Origin of the sequence: Pseudomonas sp. 2FE, assembly GCF_005503735.1 — a bacterium.
Classification (GTDB): Bacteria; Pseudomonadota; Gammaproteobacteria; order Pseudomonadales; family Pseudomonadaceae; genus Aquipseudomonas.
Genome location: NZ_SCMO01000005.1, coordinates 182,978 through 198,703 on the forward strand (window position 1 = coordinate 182,978; position 15,726 = coordinate 198,703).

Consider the following 15,726-nt stretch of genomic DNA (forward strand, 5'->3'; position numbering starts at 1 on the left):
AAAAGGGGATGCCTAGGCATCCCCTTTTTATTGTCTGCGCCTTACTGAATCGCCACTGCAGCCCACGCGGCAAGCGCTAACCGCGCCCGCGAATAAGCCGTACGCAAGCTGAAACACGAGCAATGGGATAAGCCAAAGAGATTAGCAGCAGTACAAAGCCTGCTCAGCGATCAACCCAGGACGAGTTGATCGACTCGCGGTTAAAGCACGTTCGGTTCGATTTCCAGGCTGACGCCATAGCGAGCCAGCACATCTGCCTGAATGCGCTGCGCCAGCCCGAGCAACTGCTGACCTGTGGCCCCGCCATAGTTGACCAGCACCAAGGCCTGCAAGCGATGCACACCAGCATCGCCCTCACGAAAACCCTTCCAGCCAGCACGCTCGATCAACCAGCCAGCCGCCAGTTTTACCTGGCCATCGGCCTGCGGAAAGGCCACCAAGCCCGCCTGCTCAGCACGCAAACGCTCGGCCAACTCAGGAGCAACCAGGGGGTTCTTGAAGAAACTGCCGGCATTCCCCAGCTCGGCCGGATCCGGCAGTTTTTCACTGCGTATGGCGCAGATAGCCTGGCTGACATCCGTCGCGGTCGGCGCACCAATGCCCTGCTCCGCCAGGCGCTGACGCACCGGGCCATAGTCCAGATGCAGTTCGCTCGCGCGACTCAGGGCAAAACGCACCCGCAGGATCAGCCAGCGCCCGGCTTCACGCTTGAACAGGCTATCGCGATAGGCGAAGGCACACTCCAGCAGCGAGAACTCTCGCAGCTCTCCCGTCTGGCGATCCAGTGCAGTCAGGCCAACAAAGACATCTTTCAGCTCGACGCCATAGGCACCGATATTCTGCATCGGCGCGGCACCGACAGTGCCCGGGATCAGACTGAGGTTCTCCAGCCCGGCCAGCCCCTGCTGCAGGCTCCACAGCACGAAAGGATGCCAGGGCTCACCCGCCTCGGCCTCGACTATTACCCGCTGTCCGTCCTCGCCGAGGATGCGGATGCCGCGACTGGCCATGCGCAACACCAAAGCCTCGACATCGCGAGTCAGCAGCAGATTACTGCCACCACCGATCACCAACAGCGGCAATTCACGCTGGGCAGCCGCGAGCAACGCCGCGCGCACATCCTGCTCGTCATGCGCATCGGCAAACAGCTGAGCGCGCACATCGACACCGAAGGTATTGAAGGCCCTGAGAGACACCCACTCCTGCAATTGCAGGCTCATAGACGCCCCTTCACTTCATTGAGCAGCGCATCGCTAGCCTGCTCAATCAAATCCAGCACCTGCTCGAAGCCATCTTCGCCACCGTAATAGGGGTCCGGCACTTCATCCAAAGCCAACTGGTAACGACGCAGGAACAGATCCAGCTCGGCCTTGGCACTAGCCGGCCGCATGGCTTTGAGGTGCTGCAGGTTGCTTTGATCCATGGCCAGGATCAGATCGAAAGCCTGGAAGTCCGCCGTGCTGACTTGCCGCCCACGCAATTGCGCAAGGTCATAGCCACGTAACTGGGCGGCGCGGCGGGTACGCGTATCCGCCGCCTTACCAACGTGCCAGTCGCCGGTACCCGCCGAATCCACTTCAACCCGAGCTTCCAGCCCCGCCTCCCGCAGCTTGTGGCGGAACACCCCTTCGGCGGTCGGCGAGCGACAGATATTGCCCAGGCAGACAAACAGAACGCGCATCAAGCCCCCAACAGGCGCCGTACGCGCTCGAGATCTTGCGGCGTATCGACCCCCGTCGGCGGCGCCTCCAAGGCATCCGCGACATGGATACGCACGCCATGCCAGAGCGCCCGCAACTGCTCCAGGCACTCGGTATCTTCCAGCCAGCACGGGCCCCAGGCCACGAAGTCATGGAGAAACTGCGCACGGTAGGCGTAGATGCCAATATGCCGGCGGTACGGCACGCCCACCGGCAACTGCTCACGACTGACGGCAAAAGCATCGCGCGCCCAAGGCAATGGCGCACGACTAAAGGTCAACGCCAGACCGTTCAGGTCAGTCGCCACCTTCACCACATTCGGATTAAACAGCGCGGCAACGTCCTCGATCGGCTCTGCCAGAGTGGCGATCGCCGCCTCGGGATGGGCCGCCAGATTGGCCGCGACCTGATCGATAATCGCAGGCGGAATCAGCGGCTCGTCACCTTGCACATTGACCACAATCGCGTCGCCGACCAAGCCCAACTGGCTCGCCACCTCGGCTAAACGATCGGTGCCCGAGTTGTGATCCTCACGAGTCAGCAACACCTCGGCGCCAAAGCCGCGACAGACCTCGACGATGCGCGCATCGTCAGTGGCGACCAGCACACGCTGGGCGCTGCTTTTCCGAGCCTGCTCCCAAACGTGCTGAACCATGGGCTTGCCGGCAATCTCCTGCAGCGGTTTGCCAGGCAGGCGGCTGGAAGCGAACCGTGCGGGAATGACAACGGTAAAAGCGCTGCTCATTTACTTGTCCAGACGTTCATCGACATTGAGACTGCGCGCTTCGTTTTCCAGCATCACCGGAATCCCATCGCGCACGGGAAAGGCCAGCGCATCGGCCTTGCAGATCAGCTCAGATTTATCGTCGGCAAGCTTGAGCGGGCCCTTGCACAGTGGGCAGGCGAGGATATCGAGTAGTTTCGGGTCCATGGGGGAATCCTTGAAAGCGGTTTAACTGCTTAGCTGTTGCACAGAGACGGACGGCGCCTGGTAATCCTGCGCTCGCGGCGCATTCAACAGCCTTATCAATGACCAGGTAGCAAGCGAGCCAGTTGCGCATCGAACCAGGCCAAGAACGCTGGCGAAGGCACGGCATCCACGGCCAGATACCACCAATCGGCGGCGGCGAAGGCGCGGCATTTCACCGCGTCCTTCTCGGTCATCACGACAGGTTGCGGCGGACTGAAATTCAGCTGTTCGGCGCCAAACTGCGCATGATCGGCAAAGGCATGTGGAATCGGCCGCCAGTGTAACGCCTCGAGCGTATTGAAGAAACGCTGCGGGTTGCCGATGCCGGCGACCGCGTGCAGTGCCTGCCCGGCCGGGAAATGCGTGAGTGGGTAGCGCTCACCGCTGACTAGATTAACCAGTGCCGTCGGTTGCAGTTGAAAGGCGTAGCCGCCGTGAACATCCGCCGGCGCGCCGTTATACAGCAGCGCGTCCACGCTCTGCAGACGCTCGATCGGCTCGCGCAAGGGCCCGGCCGGCAAGCAGCGACGATTGCCGAGGCCGCGCGCGGCATCGATCAGCACCAACTCAAGATCACGCGCCAGCCGGTAATGCTGGAGTCCATCGTCACAGAGGATCAGATCCAGCGGTTCGGCTGCGAGCAAGGCGCGCACCGCCCGCGAACGATCCGGATCGATCATCAAGGGCACGCCGCTGCGCTGGACGATCAGCAAAGGTTCATCGCCCGCCTCGCTGGCGCTTTGCTCGGCACGGACTCGCCAGGGCAACTGCGCAGGCTTTGCGCCGTAGCCGCGACTGACCACGCCGACCTTGAGGCCACGGGCGCGGCAGTGCTCGATCAAGCAGAGAATCAGCGGGGTTTTGCCGGTACCGCCAACGGTGATATTACCCACCACCACGACCGGCACCGGCGCTTGGTAAATCTCACCCTCGCCGGCTAGGAACTGGCTGCGTTTGCGCCGCACCACCGCGCGGTAGAGCCATTCCAGCGGCCGTAGCAGGCTCAGCGCCGGATGGCCGCGATACCAGGCGTCAAGCAGGCGCTCGGAGATTGTCATTAGAACCGGCTCATCGAAGACCGACCATTAAAGAGCCGCCATCAGGGAGCCGCCTGCGCCTCAACGGTGGTGATGCGCAAATGGCTGAAGCCGAGCTTGCCGGCCGCATCCATCGCCGTGATCACCGCCTGATGGCTGGTTTTGCCGTCGGCGCTGATGGTCAGCGGCAAGCTATTGTCACCCTCCGACTCCTTCTGCAAAGCCGACATCAGGGTGTTCAGATCGCTCTTCAACAGCGCCTGGCCATTCAGCGTATAGCTGCCGTCGACACCGATGGCCACCTCCAACTGCTTCAGCTCACTCGGTTGCGGCGCTGTACCGCTGACGGCTTCGGGCAACTCGATTTTCAGCTGGGTGGGTCGGCTGAAACTGGTGGTCACCACAAAGAACAGCAGCAACACGAAGATCACGTCGATCAACGAGGTCAGATTGAGAAAGACCTCATCGCGGGCCGCACCGCCCGCTCTACGGCGGAACTTCACGGTTTAGCGTCCTCGACGAAATCGACTTCCCGATCGCCCTGCACCACTTCCACCAGCTTGATCGCTTCCTGCTCCATCGCGACCACTATCTCGTCGATCCGGCGCAGCAAATAACGATGAAAGAACACCGCCGGAATCGCCACGATCAGGCCCGCAGCCGTGGTGACCAGCGCCTTGGCGATACCGCCAGCGAGTACCGGGGCATTGGCCATGCCGTTATCCATAAAGCCGCCGAAAATCTCGATCATGCCGAACACGGTGCCCAGCAGACCCAGCAACGGCGCCATGGCAGCAATGGTGCCCAGGGCATTCAGGTAGCGCTCCAGCTCATGGATAACCCGGCTGGCCGACTCCTCGATGCACTCTTTCATGATCTCGCGACCATGCTTGGAGTTGGCCAGACCGGCGGCCAGGATCTGGCCCAGCGGCGAGTGGACGCGCAACTCTTTGAGCTTCTCCTTGCTCAGCTGTTTGTCCTTGATCCAGCGCCAAACCTGCCCGAGCAGATGCGGCGGAGCAACCCGGCTGACTCGCAGAGTCCACAGGCGCTCGGCAGTGATGGCCATGGCTGCGATGGAACATAGAATAATCGGCAGCATCATCCAGCCGCCTGCTTTGACTAGCTCCCACACGGTGTTGGCTCTCCTCGAAAAAGTGGCGCCACTCTAGCATAGGGTCGCAATGTCGCCGACCGCCGCGGTTCTCATTTTTCCCGCCAAAATCTCGCCTGTTCGCGCAAGCCTTGCGCCGACCCATAAGCACCCAATTCAAAACGCAGAGCGCCGCTGTTGACGCTGTCGAACACTTCCAGCGACATAGCCCGGTAGCGCGCCATTACCTGCGGATGAGGATGACCGAAGGCGTTGTTCCGACCACGGGAGATCAGCACCGCGCGCGGCGCCACCGCCTGCAAGAAGGCCAGCGACGATGAACTACGGCTGCCATGGTGTGGCGCCTGCAGCCAGTCGGCGCGCAGGTCACGGCCACTGTCGATCAGGGCCCGCTCCGCACGACTGTCGATATCACCGGTTAGCAGCAGGCGCTCGCCATTGGCTTCGACCATCAGTACGCAGGAGGACTGGTTGCCCTCCTCGGCGTGCAGCCAACGCCAGGTCGAGAAGCGTACGGAGTCCCACTCCCAGCTGGCACCAGCGCTACAGGGCTGCGCCCGCAACTCCGCCGGCAAAGCCGCCACCTCACCACTCAATACCTGCGTGACCGGCATGCCGCGCCGCACTGCCAGCGCCCCACCGGCATGATCGCTATCGGCGTGGCTAAGCAGTAGCAGATCCAGCTGACCAACACCCAACTTGCGCATGGACGGCAGCACTACGCGCTCGCCCAGATCGAAATCGCCATAACGCGGGCCGGCGTCATACAACAACGCATGCTCATGGGTACGCAGGAGAAAGGAGAGGCCCTGGCCGACATCCAACTGCCAGACCTCGACCCGCCCTGGCGGCGGCTTATGCAACGGCGGGAAGAACAGCGGCAACAACAACGCCAGCCCCAAACCGCGCAACGGTACGCCACTCGGCAGCAGCAACAGCAAGGCACCCAGGCTGCCAAGCAGCCAGGCCCACAGCGGCACTGCCGGCGCGAGCCAGGCCGGCAGCCAGGTGGCGATCTGCGCCAGCACGAGGAATAACCATTCCAGCAGACCACCGGCAAGCCAGAGCAGCATCTCGCCCAGCCAAGGGACCGGTAATAACAAGGTGCCCAGCAACGCCAGCGGCACCACCGCCAAGCTCACCCAGGGCACGGCCAGCAAATTCGCCAGCGGGCCACTGGCGCTGATCGGCAAGCCCAGCGCCAGCAACAGCGGCAACAGGCCAATCGCCATGGTCCATTGCGCGCGGCCCCAGGTGCGCCACCAGGGCCAGGCACCCAGCCGCCCGCTGAAGACCCAGGCCAGAATCGCCACCGCCCCGAAGGACAGCCAGAAGCCTGCCTGCAAGCTGGCCAGCGGCTCAGCCAGCAGCACCGCATTCAGCGCCAGCAACAAGGGCATCCACACCCCCAAATGGCGAAAACGCAGGCGCCACAGCAACACCACGGCCACCATCACACAGGCGCGCCGGACTGGCACCTCGAAGCCGGCCAGCAGGCCATAACCGAGCGCCCCCGCAAAAGCCAGGCCACAGGCCCAGGGCAACCAGGGTAAAATGCGTGGCCACCAGCCCAAGCGCGCCAAACCGGCGATCAAGCCATAAATCAACGCCGCCAGCAGCGCGATATGCTGGCCCGAGATCACCAGCAGATGCACCGTGCCGGTGTCCTGCAGCAGACGCCAATCGGCCATGGACAAGCCGGAGTCATCGCCCAGTACCAAGGCGGCCAGGGCGCCCTGCCGCCCGTGAGCATCGACACTGAGCAACCGCCTACGCAAAGCATCCCGCCAAGCCGACGGCCCTTGGGCGGGACTCAGCAGTTCGCCGCGCTTGACCGTACCGCCGGCACCGACCCGCTGCGCCAGCAGCCAGGCCTCGTAATCGAAGGTTTGCGGGTTGACCAGTCCATGTGGCTGTTTCAGCTTTACCGCCAGGCGCCAATGCTCCCCGGCATGCAGTTCGGGGCCGTCGTACCAGGCCAGGCGCAGCAGATTCGGCAACTGTGCGCGGCGCGACTCGGCACCTTGCAACTGAAAGCGCACCACGCCGTCACGGATTTCCGGTAAACCCACCACCTGCCCTTCCAGCCACAGCGTCTGGCCATCCAGACTGACGGCCAGACGATCCTCCAGCGCCCAGTGCGCCGAAGTGCAGGCCCAGGTAAAACCGAACAGGAAGAGCGCCACGGGGTAACTGCGAAAGGGCAGCAGCATCAGCCCCACCATAGGCAACACCCACAGCACCCAGGCGGGCGGCAATGCGGGAAGAAACCGCAGGAGCAAAAGCCCAGCGGCAAGCGCCAACATCCCTGTGCGCATAGGATCGAGCTCCTGAATATTCATCCCTGAATCAGCCGGCGCCGACCCGGCTCGGCTTATTTGTTGTCACAAAGTGAGAAAGTAGAACCCCTACAATCTAGGCATAATCGACGCTTTACGCCCCGCCTGAGAGTTCTTATGCCGCGCCGCCTGTTCAAGCGCTACATGCCCAATCCGCAAAGCATCAGGGAACATGAGTCTCTGCGCTTTCTGGGCAGCTTGCTGCACGACCCCAATCTCTGGCACCTCAACCGCCATTCCGTGGCCCGCGCCATGGCCATGGGCCTCTTCGCCGCGTTTATCCCCCTGCCCCTGCAAATGCTGCTTGCGGCAGGGCTCGCGGTGATGGCGCGAGGCAATCTGCCCATTGCGGTCGGGCTGGTGTGGTTGACCAACCCCATCACCATGCCGCCGGTTTTTTACTGCACCTACAAGATGGGCGCCTGGATCTTACAGGTTCCGGCGGATGAGATAAGCGGGCAGCTCTGGCCGCGGATCAGCCACTTTTTCGACGAGCCGTCCTGGGCGCTGATCCAACTGCTGTGGAAACCCATTCTGCAACCCTTCCTGCTCGGCTCGGTTGTCTGCGGCGTACTCGCGGGGCTCTGTGGCTATATGCTGACCATGCTGTATTGGCGCTGGTGGGTACGGCACAACTGGCAAAAACGCCAGGCCGCTCGGCGCCAGCCCAGTGCGTGAAATTCCGCCGACTAGAAAGCAAAAACGCCGCTATCGAGCGGCGTTTTTGATTTGCGTACCGGTCACTCGTAGCGCAAGGCTTCCGCCGGCTGAATCTGCGCGGCACGCCAGGACGGATAGAGCGTCGCCAGGAAGCTCAGGGTAAAGGCTGCTGCACCAATCAGCAGAACATCGAAGCTCTGCAGGTCGGAAGGCAGATTGCTGACGAAGTAGACGTCCGAACTGAAAATCTGTTGGCCACTGACTTTCTCCAACCAGCCGACCAGGCCACTGACATTCAAGGCGGCGATCACCCCCAAGACACCGCCAATCAGGGTCCCAATCACCCCGATCACCGTGCCCTGAACCATGAACACCGCCATGATCTGCCCGGGTGTGGCGCCCAGGGTGCGCAGGATCGCGATGTCCCCGCCTTTATCGGCCACCACCATGATCAGCGTGGCGATGATGTTGAACGCCGCTACCGCCACAATCAGCAGCAGCAGCAAACCGATCATGGTTTTTTCCATCTTCATCGCACTGAACAAACTGCCCTGGGTGCGCGTCCAGTCGCTGGCACGGTAGTCCGCGCCCAGCTCATTGGCTATCGCCGCGGAGACCTGCGGCGCCTGGTACAGATCCTTCAGCGCCAGCCGCACACTCTGCACCTGCTGCGGCTGCATACGCTGCATCTGCGCGGCATCGGCCACATGGATCAGCGCCAGCGAGCTATCCAGTTCAGCGCCAACCTTGAACACCCCGACCACGTTGAGGCGCTGCATCCGCGGGGTAATTCCGCCGGGTGCCGAGCTGACTTCCGGGATGATCAGGGTCAACTTATCGCCGACATTCAGGCGAAAACGCCGGGCCGTGATTTCGCCGATGACGATGCCAAACTCGCCCGGCTGCAGATCAGCCAGACGACCTTGCACTATGTGCTGGCCGATAATCGAAACCTTGGTCTCTTCCTGCGGATCGACGCCATTGATCTGGATCGGCTGCATGGCGCCCTTGTACGAGAGCATGCCCTCCAACTCGCTAAACGGCACGGCCGCGATCACCTGCGGATTCTTCAGCGCCGCGGCGGCGACCGAGTGCCAATCCTCCAGCGGCTGCACGCCGGCGATGGTCGCGTGCGGCACCATGCCGAGAATCCGCGAGCTCATTTCCTTCTGAAAGCCATTCATCACCGACAGCACCACGATCATCGCCAGCACGCCCAAGGCGAGACCGATCATCGAGGTCAACGAGATAAAGGAGATGAAATGATTACGGCGCTTGGCGCGGGTATAGCGCATGCCGATGAAGACACTCAGCGGGCGAAACATCAGGCAGACACCAGCTTGCCGTCTTCCAGACGCAGCACGCGATCCATCTGCCGCGCGAGATCCAGATCGTGAGTCACCACCAAGAATGCCGTTTTCGATGCAGTGCTCAGCTCGCGCATCAAATCCTGAATACCTTGCGCCGTATGGTGATCGAGGTTGCCGGTCGGCTCATCGAGCAGCACCAGGCCAGGCTGATTGACCAGGGCACGAGCGATGGCCACCCGCTGGCGTTCGCCACCGGACAGCTCGGCGGGTTTGTGCGCCAGGCGATGGCCCAAGCCAACCCGCTCAAGCAATGCCGTCGCCCGCTGCCGCGCTTCGGCAATCGCGACACGACCGATCAACAACGGCATGCAGACGTTTTCCAGCGCAGTGAATTCCGGCAGCAGATGGTGGAACTGGTAGACGAACCCGAGCGCGCGATTACGCAGCAGCCCACGGGCCTTCTCATTCAACGCCGAGAGTTCTTCGCCGGCCAACCAGACGCTGCCGCTGCTGGGCGTATCGAGACCCCCGAGCATGTTCAGCAGCGTGCTCTTACCCGAGCCCGAGCTGCCGACAATCGCCACCCGCTCGCCCGGATGCAGCTCCAGCTCGAGACCGGAGAGCACCACCACCGACTGCGGGCCTTCCTCGTAGTTCTTGCCCAGGTTGCGGCAACTCAGGACGGCCCGATCTTGCATAGCCAAGTTACTCATAACGTAGCGCCTCCGCGGGCTGAGTGCGCGCCGCACGCCAGGCCGGATAAAGAGTGGCGAGGAAGCTCAGCAGCAACGCGGCGGCACAGACCAGCAACACGTCTTCGCTCATCAGCTTCGAAGGTAGATAGTCGATGAAGTACACATCGGCATTGAGGAACTTGAGGCCCAGCAGGCGCTCCAGCGCAGCGATCCAGTTGCTCACGTTAAGCGCCGAGAGAATGCCGAGCACTGCGCCGATCAAGGTGCCGACCACGCCGATTACCGTACCCTGGACCATGAAAACCAGCATGATCTGCCGCGGAGTGGCGCCCAAGGTGCGCAGAATGGCGATATCACCCTTCTTGTCGGTGACCACCATGACCAGCGTGGAGATGATGTTGAACGCCGCCACCGCCACTATCAGCAGCAGCAACAAACCGATCATGGCCTTCTCCATGCGGATCGCCTGATACAGGTTGCCATGGGTGCGAGTCCAATCCCGCGCGTAGTAATCCTTGTCACCCAGTTGCCCGGCAATCTCCCAGGCCGTACGCGGCGCCTGGAACAGATCGGCGAACTTCAGACGCAACCCCTGCACCTGATCGGCCTTCCAGCGATGCAGCCGGGCAATGTCATGCAAATTGGTCAGCGCCAGGTAACCATCGATCTCACCGGCGCCCACGTGGAAAATTCCGACCACGGTGAAGCGTTTCAGCCGCGGAAACATACCGGCCGGCGTTACCGTGACCTCCGGGGCCACGAAGGTAAGTTTGTCGCCAATCACCACACCCAGCTTGGCCGCGGCCTTATCGCCGATGACGATGCCGAATGCGCCAGGCTTGAGGTCATCGAGGCTGCCCTGCAGGAAGAACTTGTCGATGATCGACACCTTGCGCTCTTCCAGCGGATCCACCGCATTGATCAACACCTTCTGCACCTTGCCATCGTGGGTCAGCAGGCCTTGCATCTGGGTGAACGGCGCAACCGCCAGCACCTGCGAATGTTTGAGCACCTTGGCGGCCATGCTGCGCCAGTCGCCGATCGGCTCGGCCGACTCGACGGTCGCGTGCGGCACCATACCGAGTACGCGCGTGCGCATCTCATAATCGAAGCCATTCATCACCGACAACACCACGATCATCACCAGCACGCCCAGGGCGAGCCCGATCATCGAAGTGAGGGAGATGAACGAAACGAAATGGTTGCGGCGTTTTGCGCGCGTATAACGAGCGCCGATAAATACGGGCAGCGGTCTGAACATAGAGGAAGTTGATTCGCTGGCGAAAGAGGAGACGTCCTGCTGGCTCGAATTGCAGAGTGGCGAGGCTTGGCGAGCGGCCTTACACTCAGACCACCACTGCTGCCATGGGTTCGCCGTGACGTCACAAGATACAGATGATCGCCGCGAATACTATCGTATCGACGACCCGATCGCACTGGAATTCAGCCAACTGTCCGGCGCCAATGCGCTCGCCAGTGAGGCGCTGCATGACGCCTCGCCACTGTGCAATCCGCTCGGCGATCCGCACCTCAGCGACTTCGAATCGCAACACCTAGCCACCCGCCAAAGAGATGACGATGTCGCGATTTCTTCTGCTATTGGTCCTGCTGCCGCTCCCCGGCTTCGCTGAAAGCCTTGAGATCCCCCTTGGCCAACAAGGGCCGACGACTATCGCCCGGCCCGCTCGCGGCCAAGCGCAGCACGCGGTGCTCGAACGTTTCGGCCTGCCCGATGAGGAACATCCTGCCGTCGGCAAACCACCCATCAGCCGCTGGGACTACCGCGAGTTCAGCGTCTACTTTGAAAGTGCCCGGGTGATCGATAGCGTGCGCCACCACCAGCCGCGCTATCCAAACCAGACCAAAGTGCCGGAACAGCCAGTTAAGGAGCAACCGTGACCCAGATCTACGGCCACCGCGGCGCCAAGGGCGAAGCACCCGAAAATACCCTGACCGGTTTCCAGCAATGCCTGGCGCACGGCGTCCGCCGCTGCGAGCTGGATCTGCATCTGTCGCGCGACCGCGAGCTGATGGTGATTCACGACCCGACCTTGAAGCGCACTACCGGCCATCGCGGCAAGGTGGTGGAGCACGAGGCTGCCGAACTGGTGACCTACGACGCGCGCAAAGGCGGCCCAGGCTGGGTGCAACCCTGCCCGATCCCACGGCTGGCCGAGCTGTTCGAGAAGTGCGACTTCGAGCACTGGCAGTTGGAGGTGAAAAGCGCCTCACGGGTTCGTGCGGCGCGCACCGTGCTGGCGATTCAGGAGTTAGCGCAGCGTTTTGGCCTGGTCGACAAGGTCACAGTCACCTCCAGTTCCCGCGAGGTGCTAAGCGCGTTGAAACGCCTGACGCCGCAGTTATCCCGCGGCCTGGTCGCGGAATATGCCTGGCTCGACCCACTGAAGGTCGCCAAGCATTATGGCTGCGAGATACTGGCGCTGAACTGGACGCTCTGCACCCCGGAACGCCTGCTGAGAGCCCAGAAGCAGGGGCTGCATGTGTCGGTGTGGACGGTCAACGAACCGGCGCTGATGCGCCGGCTCGCCGACTTCGGCGTGGACAGCCTGATTACAGACTTTCCCGGTTTGGCCAGCGCCACCCTCGGGAATCGCTGCTGACTCCTAAGAAGAAGTCATCCCCCCCGACCGGCTCAGGCCACCGGTCGGAGCCGCTCAAAAAAGCCGGTTGAGACCGTCGAACGCCGCCACCCGATAGGCCTCGGCCATGGTCGGGTAGTTGAAGGTGGTGTTGACGAAGTACTTGATGCTATTCGCCTCGCCCTTCTGGTTCATGATCGCCTGGCCGATATGGACGATCTCCGAAGCCTGGTAACCGAAGCAGTGCACACCGAGCACTTCCAGGGTCTCGCGGTGAAACAACAGCTTCAGCATGCCCACCGGCTCGCCGGCAATCTGCGCGCGCGCCATACCCTTGAAGAACGCCTTGCCGACCTCGTAAGGAATCTTCGCCTGAGTCAACTCATGCTCGGTCTTGCCGATCGAGCTGATCTCCGGAATCGTGTAGATGCCCGTCGGCACGTCGTCGACAAAACGCCAGCTACCGTCCTCGATGATGCTCCCGGCGGCCGAACGGCCCTGGTCGAAAGCGGCACTGGCCAAGCTCGGCCAGCCGATCACGTCACCCGCCGCATAGATATTCGAGACACTGGTGCGATAGTGCCCATCGACCTCGATCTGGCCCCGGCTGTTGACCTTGATGCCAATGTTTTCCAGGCCCAACTTGTCGGTGTTGCCGGTACGCCCGTTACACCAGAGCAGGGCGTCGGCCTTGATCTTCTTGCCCGATTTCAGGTGCAGCACCACACCGTTATCCACGCCTTCGATACGCTCGTAATCCTCGTTGTGGCGGATCAGCACATTGTTGTTGCGCAGGTGGTAACTGAGCGCATCGGAGATTTCGTCATCGAGGAAGCTCAGCAGTTGCTCACGGTTGTCGATCAGGTCGACCAAGACTCCCAGACCGCTGAAGATCGAGGCGTACTCGCAACCTATCACCCCGGCGCCATAGATGATCAGGCGGCGCGGCGTGTGGCTGAGGTTCAGAATGGTGTCGCTGTCGTAGACCCGCGGATGGCCAAAATCGACGTCGGCCGGGCGATACGGGCGCGAGCCGGTAGCCACCACGACTTGCGTGGCGACCAGTTTTTCCACCACACCGTTCGGGCACACCACCTCAACGGTCTGCTCGTCGGCAAAACTGCCGGTGCCGAAGAACACGTCGATGCGATTGCGCGCATAGAAACCGGTGCGCGAGGTGACCTGCTTGGCGATCACCCGCTCGGCACTTTTTAGCACGTCGGGGAAGGAGAACCAGCGCGGCTCACCGATCTGCCGGAACAGCGGGTTGGTGTTGTACTGCATGATCTGCCGGACCGAGTGACGCAGCGCCTTGGACGGGATGGTGCCGAGGTGCGTGCAGTTGCCGCCGACTTCGCGACGACTGTCCACCACCGCTACTTTTTTCCCGGCTTTGGCGGCGTTCATCGCCGCCCCCTCGCCCGCCGGCCCCGAACCCAGCACCACTACGTCGTAGTTGTAGACCGCCATGTTTACTCCTCTGGAACAGACCCGGACGCTCGCTTGCGCCCCTGGCAAGGCCGCGACAACCTGTGCCACGGCAGATCGAATCGCTGATGCAGCTTAACCACGCCGCTTGGCGCTGCACATTAGCGCTTGGTCGCGCGGTAGGCGAGCTTTGCCGCCACTACATCGCGCTCGCAACGCAGTTTTTCAGACTTATCGGGTCAGCCGCGCAGATCGAACAGAGGTTCTCGCACCCGGCTGGCGATTCGCCAAAGGCTCCCGGCAATCGGCCCATCACTCATGCGCCGCAAATAACCGCTCGAAGGCTGTCGTGCTCTGTGTGACGAAGCCCTCGCCTGCGCGGGTCACGAAAAAAGCGGCAATCCCGGCCTGCTCGGCGAACGCCATACCGCGCTCCGGGCCCAGCACCATCAGCAGAGTCGACAGCCCATCGGCTTGCAGGGCCGACGGATCGGCCACTGTGACCGCCGCCAGTCTGTGCGTGATCGGCGCACCGGTGTGCGGGTCGAGGGTGTGGGAATAGCGCTGGCCGTTCGCCTCGAAGTAGTTGCGGTAGTCGCCCGAGGTGGAAAGGCCGTAGCCATCCAGCTGCAGCACCCGCTGCGCCACCTGCCGATCATCGCGCGGCGCTTCAAGCGCCACGCGCCAGGGCGAACCATCGGCTTTCCTGCCGCGCGCCTTCAGCTCGCCGGTGACCTCAACCAGGTAACTGCCGATGCCCAGCTCGTCCAGCCGGCGCGCAATCCGATCCACCGTATAACCGGCGGCAAGGCTATTGAGATCCAGCTGGACGGCCACGTCCTTACACAACTGCTGGCCGTCAATCCGCAGATGCTGATACCCGACCAAGGTGCGCACCTGCGCCACTTGCGCGGCGCTCGGCACCCGCTTGCCGCGTGACTGCGGACCAAAGCCCCAGAGGTCGAGCAAGGGCCCCAGCGTCAAATCGAAGGCCCCGGCGCTTGCCTGCGCCAGGCCTTCGCCGACCCGCACCAGTTCCAGCACCGGCTCCGGCATGGCCTGGCAGCTATTGGCCGGCAAATCATTGAAACGCGACACGGCAGAATCGCCGCGGTAGGTGGACATCTGCTGGTCCACCTCGGCGAGGATCGCCTCGACCGCCGGTTGCACCTGCTCGACCGCCGGCGCCTGGGCACTGCGCACGTACTTGATCGAATAGCTGCTGCCCATGGTTGGGCCGCCGAATTGCTCGACCTGGTCGCCGCAGCCGGCCACTAGCAGAGCGGCCAGCAACAGCAGCAGGATTCGTACTCTAACCACCGAAATCGTCCAGCACGTTAAAGGGGTCGAGTTAAAGGGCTGATTGTTTGGAACATAGGGCTCACCTCATTGCATGTCTATGGCTACGATATTGATCCTTGATCGTTCCCACGCCAGAGCGCGTAGGGTGGGTTAGCCGCGCAGCGGCGTAACCCACCACCCTGAGAGAAGATTCCCTTTTTCTCAGTTGCCGAAACATGGATGGTTAAAGCCTACCTTACCTGCCGCCCCTGCTTTATGTTTTCACGTGATGGTTTGAGCTACGGGCTCAACCAAGCGGCAGCGGATTAACGTTTTTACCGCGTGGGTTTCACCCGCCCTACCAGGCTTGAGAGATTTTCAGGGTTCCTCAGTTGCCGGAGCATAAGGGGAGTTAAAACCCACCTTACTCGTTGCTCCTTAAGCAATGGGTATCGCTACGTGTTTGGCTGGGAGATAGTCCGTCCAATCGAACAACATCACGCAGCCAACGGATAAACGCTTTTACCACGTGATTTTCACCTGCCCCACATGGTTAGGCCGTTAAGGAATTAGCAGATTATTTGTACTCACA

The 15,726-nt window shown here is 62.0% G+C and carries 17 protein-coding genes; 4 read left to right on the forward strand and 13 right to left on the reverse strand.

The annotated features are described in order from the left end of the window. Nucleotides 1-200: 200 nt before the first annotated feature. The 8 genes from murB to FFS12_RS11465 all read right to left on the reverse strand — a co-directional run bounded on the left by murB (nucleotide 201) and on the right by FFS12_RS11465 (nucleotide 7,139). Nucleotides 201-1,220, reverse strand: coding sequence for a UDP-N-acetylmuramate dehydrogenase (gene murB / locus FFS12_RS11430; RefSeq protein WP_137886932.1), 1,020 nt, complete (start codon nucleotides 1,218-1,220; stop codon nucleotides 201-203). Then, nucleotides 1,217-1,681 (reverse strand): low molecular weight protein-tyrosine-phosphatase, encoded by a 465-nt coding sequence (locus FFS12_RS11435; protein WP_137886933.1) that lies wholly within the window; start codon nucleotides 1,679-1,681, stop codon nucleotides 1,217-1,219. The genes murB and FFS12_RS11435 overlap by 4 nt, the downstream gene beginning before the upstream one ends. Beyond that, on the reverse strand, nucleotides 1,681-2,445 hold the full coding sequence (gene kdsB, locus FFS12_RS11440) for a 3-deoxy-manno-octulosonate cytidylyltransferase (RefSeq protein WP_137886934.1): 765 nt from the start codon (nucleotides 2,443-2,445) through the stop codon (nucleotides 1,681-1,683). Before kdsB ends, FFS12_RS11435 begins: the two co-directional genes overlap by 1 nt. Further along, on the reverse strand, nucleotides 2,446-2,631 hold the full coding sequence (locus FFS12_RS11445) for a Trm112 family protein (protein WP_119954232.1): 186 nt from the start codon (nucleotides 2,629-2,631) through the stop codon (nucleotides 2,446-2,448). 95 nt (nucleotides 2,632-2,726) lie between these two features. Next, nucleotides 2,727-3,728, reverse strand: coding sequence for a tetraacyldisaccharide 4'-kinase (lpxK, locus tag FFS12_RS11450; RefSeq protein WP_137886935.1), 1,002 nt, complete (start codon nucleotides 3,726-3,728; stop codon nucleotides 2,727-2,729). A gap of 41 nt (nucleotides 3,729-3,769) precedes the next feature. Beyond that, on the reverse strand, nucleotides 3,770-4,210 hold the full coding sequence (locus tag FFS12_RS11455) for a biopolymer transporter ExbD (protein WP_137886936.1): 441 nt from the start codon (nucleotides 4,208-4,210) through the stop codon (nucleotides 3,770-3,772). Then, on the reverse strand, nucleotides 4,207-4,842 hold the full coding sequence (locus FFS12_RS11460) for a MotA/TolQ/ExbB proton channel family protein (protein ID WP_137886937.1): 636 nt from the start codon (nucleotides 4,840-4,842) through the stop codon (nucleotides 4,207-4,209). The genes FFS12_RS11455 and FFS12_RS11460 overlap by 4 nt, the downstream gene beginning before the upstream one ends. A gap of 71 nt (nucleotides 4,843-4,913) precedes the next feature. After that, nucleotides 4,914-7,139 (reverse strand): DNA internalization-related competence protein ComEC/Rec2, encoded by a 2,226-nt coding sequence (locus FFS12_RS11465; RefSeq protein ID WP_137886938.1) that lies wholly within the window; start codon nucleotides 7,137-7,139, stop codon nucleotides 4,914-4,916. 138 nt (nucleotides 7,140-7,277) lie between these two features. On the opposite strand from FFS12_RS11465, the gene FFS12_RS11470 reads away from it, so the two are divergent. Next, a complete protein-coding gene (locus tag FFS12_RS11470; protein WP_137886939.1) occupies nucleotides 7,278-7,838 on the forward strand; it encodes a DUF2062 domain-containing protein in 561 nt (186 codons plus the stop codon). A 62-nt stretch (nucleotides 7,839-7,900) separates the two neighbouring features. Here the strand turns inward: FFS12_RS11470 and FFS12_RS11475 are convergent, their stop codons facing one another. From FFS12_RS11475 to FFS12_RS11485, 3 genes are read right to left on the reverse strand one after another with little or no spacing between them, the layout of a single operon-like run. Continuing rightward, nucleotides 7,901-9,145 (reverse strand): lipoprotein-releasing ABC transporter permease subunit, encoded by a 1,245-nt coding sequence (locus FFS12_RS11475; protein ID WP_137886940.1) that lies wholly within the window; start codon nucleotides 9,143-9,145, stop codon nucleotides 7,901-7,903. Then, complete coding sequence (lolD, locus tag FFS12_RS11480; protein ID WP_137886969.1) at nucleotides 9,145-9,828, reverse strand: lipoprotein-releasing ABC transporter ATP-binding protein LolD; 684 nt, start codon at nucleotides 9,826-9,828, stop codon at nucleotides 9,145-9,147. Before lolD ends, FFS12_RS11475 begins: the two co-directional genes overlap by 1 nt. Before the next feature lie 7 nt (nucleotides 9,829-9,835). Further along, entirely contained in the window at nucleotides 9,836-11,086 is a 1,251-nt protein-coding gene (locus FFS12_RS11485) for a lipoprotein-releasing ABC transporter permease subunit (protein ID WP_137886941.1), read from the reverse strand. A 115-nt stretch (nucleotides 11,087-11,201) separates the two neighbouring features. On the opposite strand from FFS12_RS11485, the gene FFS12_RS11490 reads away from it, so the two are divergent. From FFS12_RS11490 to FFS12_RS11500, 3 genes are read left to right on the forward strand one after another with little or no spacing between them, the layout of a single operon-like run. Further along, complete coding sequence (locus FFS12_RS11490) at nucleotides 11,202-11,456, forward strand: hypothetical protein (RefSeq protein WP_372239459.1); 255 nt, start codon at nucleotides 11,202-11,204, stop codon at nucleotides 11,454-11,456. After that, nucleotides 11,398-11,724, forward strand: coding sequence for a phosphodiesterase (locus FFS12_RS11495; RefSeq protein WP_372239460.1), 327 nt, complete (start codon nucleotides 11,398-11,400; stop codon nucleotides 11,722-11,724). Before FFS12_RS11490 ends, FFS12_RS11495 begins: the two co-directional genes overlap by 59 nt. Next, nucleotides 11,721-12,446 carry a glycerophosphodiester phosphodiesterase gene (locus FFS12_RS11500; protein WP_137886943.1) on the forward strand — a complete coding sequence of 242 codons (726 nt, stop codon included), beginning with the start codon at nucleotides 11,721-11,723 and terminating at the stop codon, nucleotides 12,444-12,446. Before FFS12_RS11495 ends, FFS12_RS11500 begins: the two co-directional genes overlap by 4 nt. Before the next feature lie 54 nt (nucleotides 12,447-12,500). Here FFS12_RS11500 and sthA read toward each other — a convergent pair whose 3' ends face one another. Then, entirely contained in the window at nucleotides 12,501-13,895 is a 1,395-nt protein-coding gene (sthA, locus tag FFS12_RS11505) for a Si-specific NAD(P)(+) transhydrogenase (protein ID WP_137817867.1), read from the reverse strand. 270 nt (nucleotides 13,896-14,165) lie between these two features. Beyond that, nucleotides 14,166-15,173, reverse strand: a complete 1,008-nt coding sequence (locus tag FFS12_RS11510; protein ID WP_256657369.1) for an FAD:protein FMN transferase — start codon at nucleotides 15,171-15,173, stop codon at nucleotides 14,166-14,168. Nucleotides 15,174-15,726 lie beyond the last annotated feature (553 nt).

What these genes read in the sequence shown, in the direction of transcription:
- murB (WP_137886932.1), bottom strand. Translation starts at nt 1,220, where the DNA reads ATGAGCCTGCAATTGCAGGAGTGGGTGTCTCTCAGGGCCTTCAATACC.
- FFS12_RS11435 (WP_137886933.1), bottom strand. Translation starts at nt 1,681, where the DNA reads ATGCGCGTTCTGTTTGTCTGCCTGGGCAATATCTGTCGCTCGCCGACC.
- kdsB (WP_137886934.1), bottom strand. Translation starts at nt 2,445, where the DNA reads ATGAGCAGCGCTTTTACCGTTGTCATTCCCGCACGGTTCGCTTCCAGC.
- FFS12_RS11445 (WP_119954232.1), bottom strand. Translation starts at nt 2,631, where the DNA reads ATGGACCCGAAACTACTCGATATCCTCGCCTGCCCACTGTGCAAGGGC.
- lpxK (WP_137886935.1), bottom strand. Translation starts at nt 3,728, where the DNA reads ATGACAATCTCCGAGCGCCTGCTTGACGCCTGGTATCGCGGCCATCCG.
- FFS12_RS11465 (WP_137886938.1), bottom strand. Translation starts at nt 7,139, where the DNA reads ATGCGCACAGGGATGTTGGCGCTTGCCGCTGGGCTTTTGCTCCTGCGG.
- FFS12_RS11470 (WP_137886939.1), top strand. Translation starts at nt 7,278, where the DNA reads ATGCCGCGCCGCCTGTTCAAGCGCTACATGCCCAATCCGCAAAGCATC.
- FFS12_RS11475 (WP_137886940.1), bottom strand. Translation starts at nt 9,145, where the DNA reads ATGTTTCGCCCGCTGAGTGTCTTCATCGGCATGCGCTATACCCGCGCC.
- lolD (WP_137886969.1), bottom strand. Translation starts at nt 9,828, where the DNA reads ATGCAAGATCGGGCCGTCCTGAGTTGCCGCAACCTGGGCAAGAACTAC.
- FFS12_RS11485 (WP_137886941.1), bottom strand. Translation starts at nt 11,086, where the DNA reads ATGTTCAGACCGCTGCCCGTATTTATCGGCGCTCGTTATACGCGCGCA.
- FFS12_RS11495 (WP_372239460.1), top strand. Translation starts at nt 11,398, where the DNA reads ATGACGATGTCGCGATTTCTTCTGCTATTGGTCCTGCTGCCGCTCCCC.
- sthA (WP_137817867.1), bottom strand. Translation starts at nt 13,895, where the DNA reads ATGGCGGTCTACAACTACGACGTAGTGGTGCTGGGTTCGGGGCCGGCG.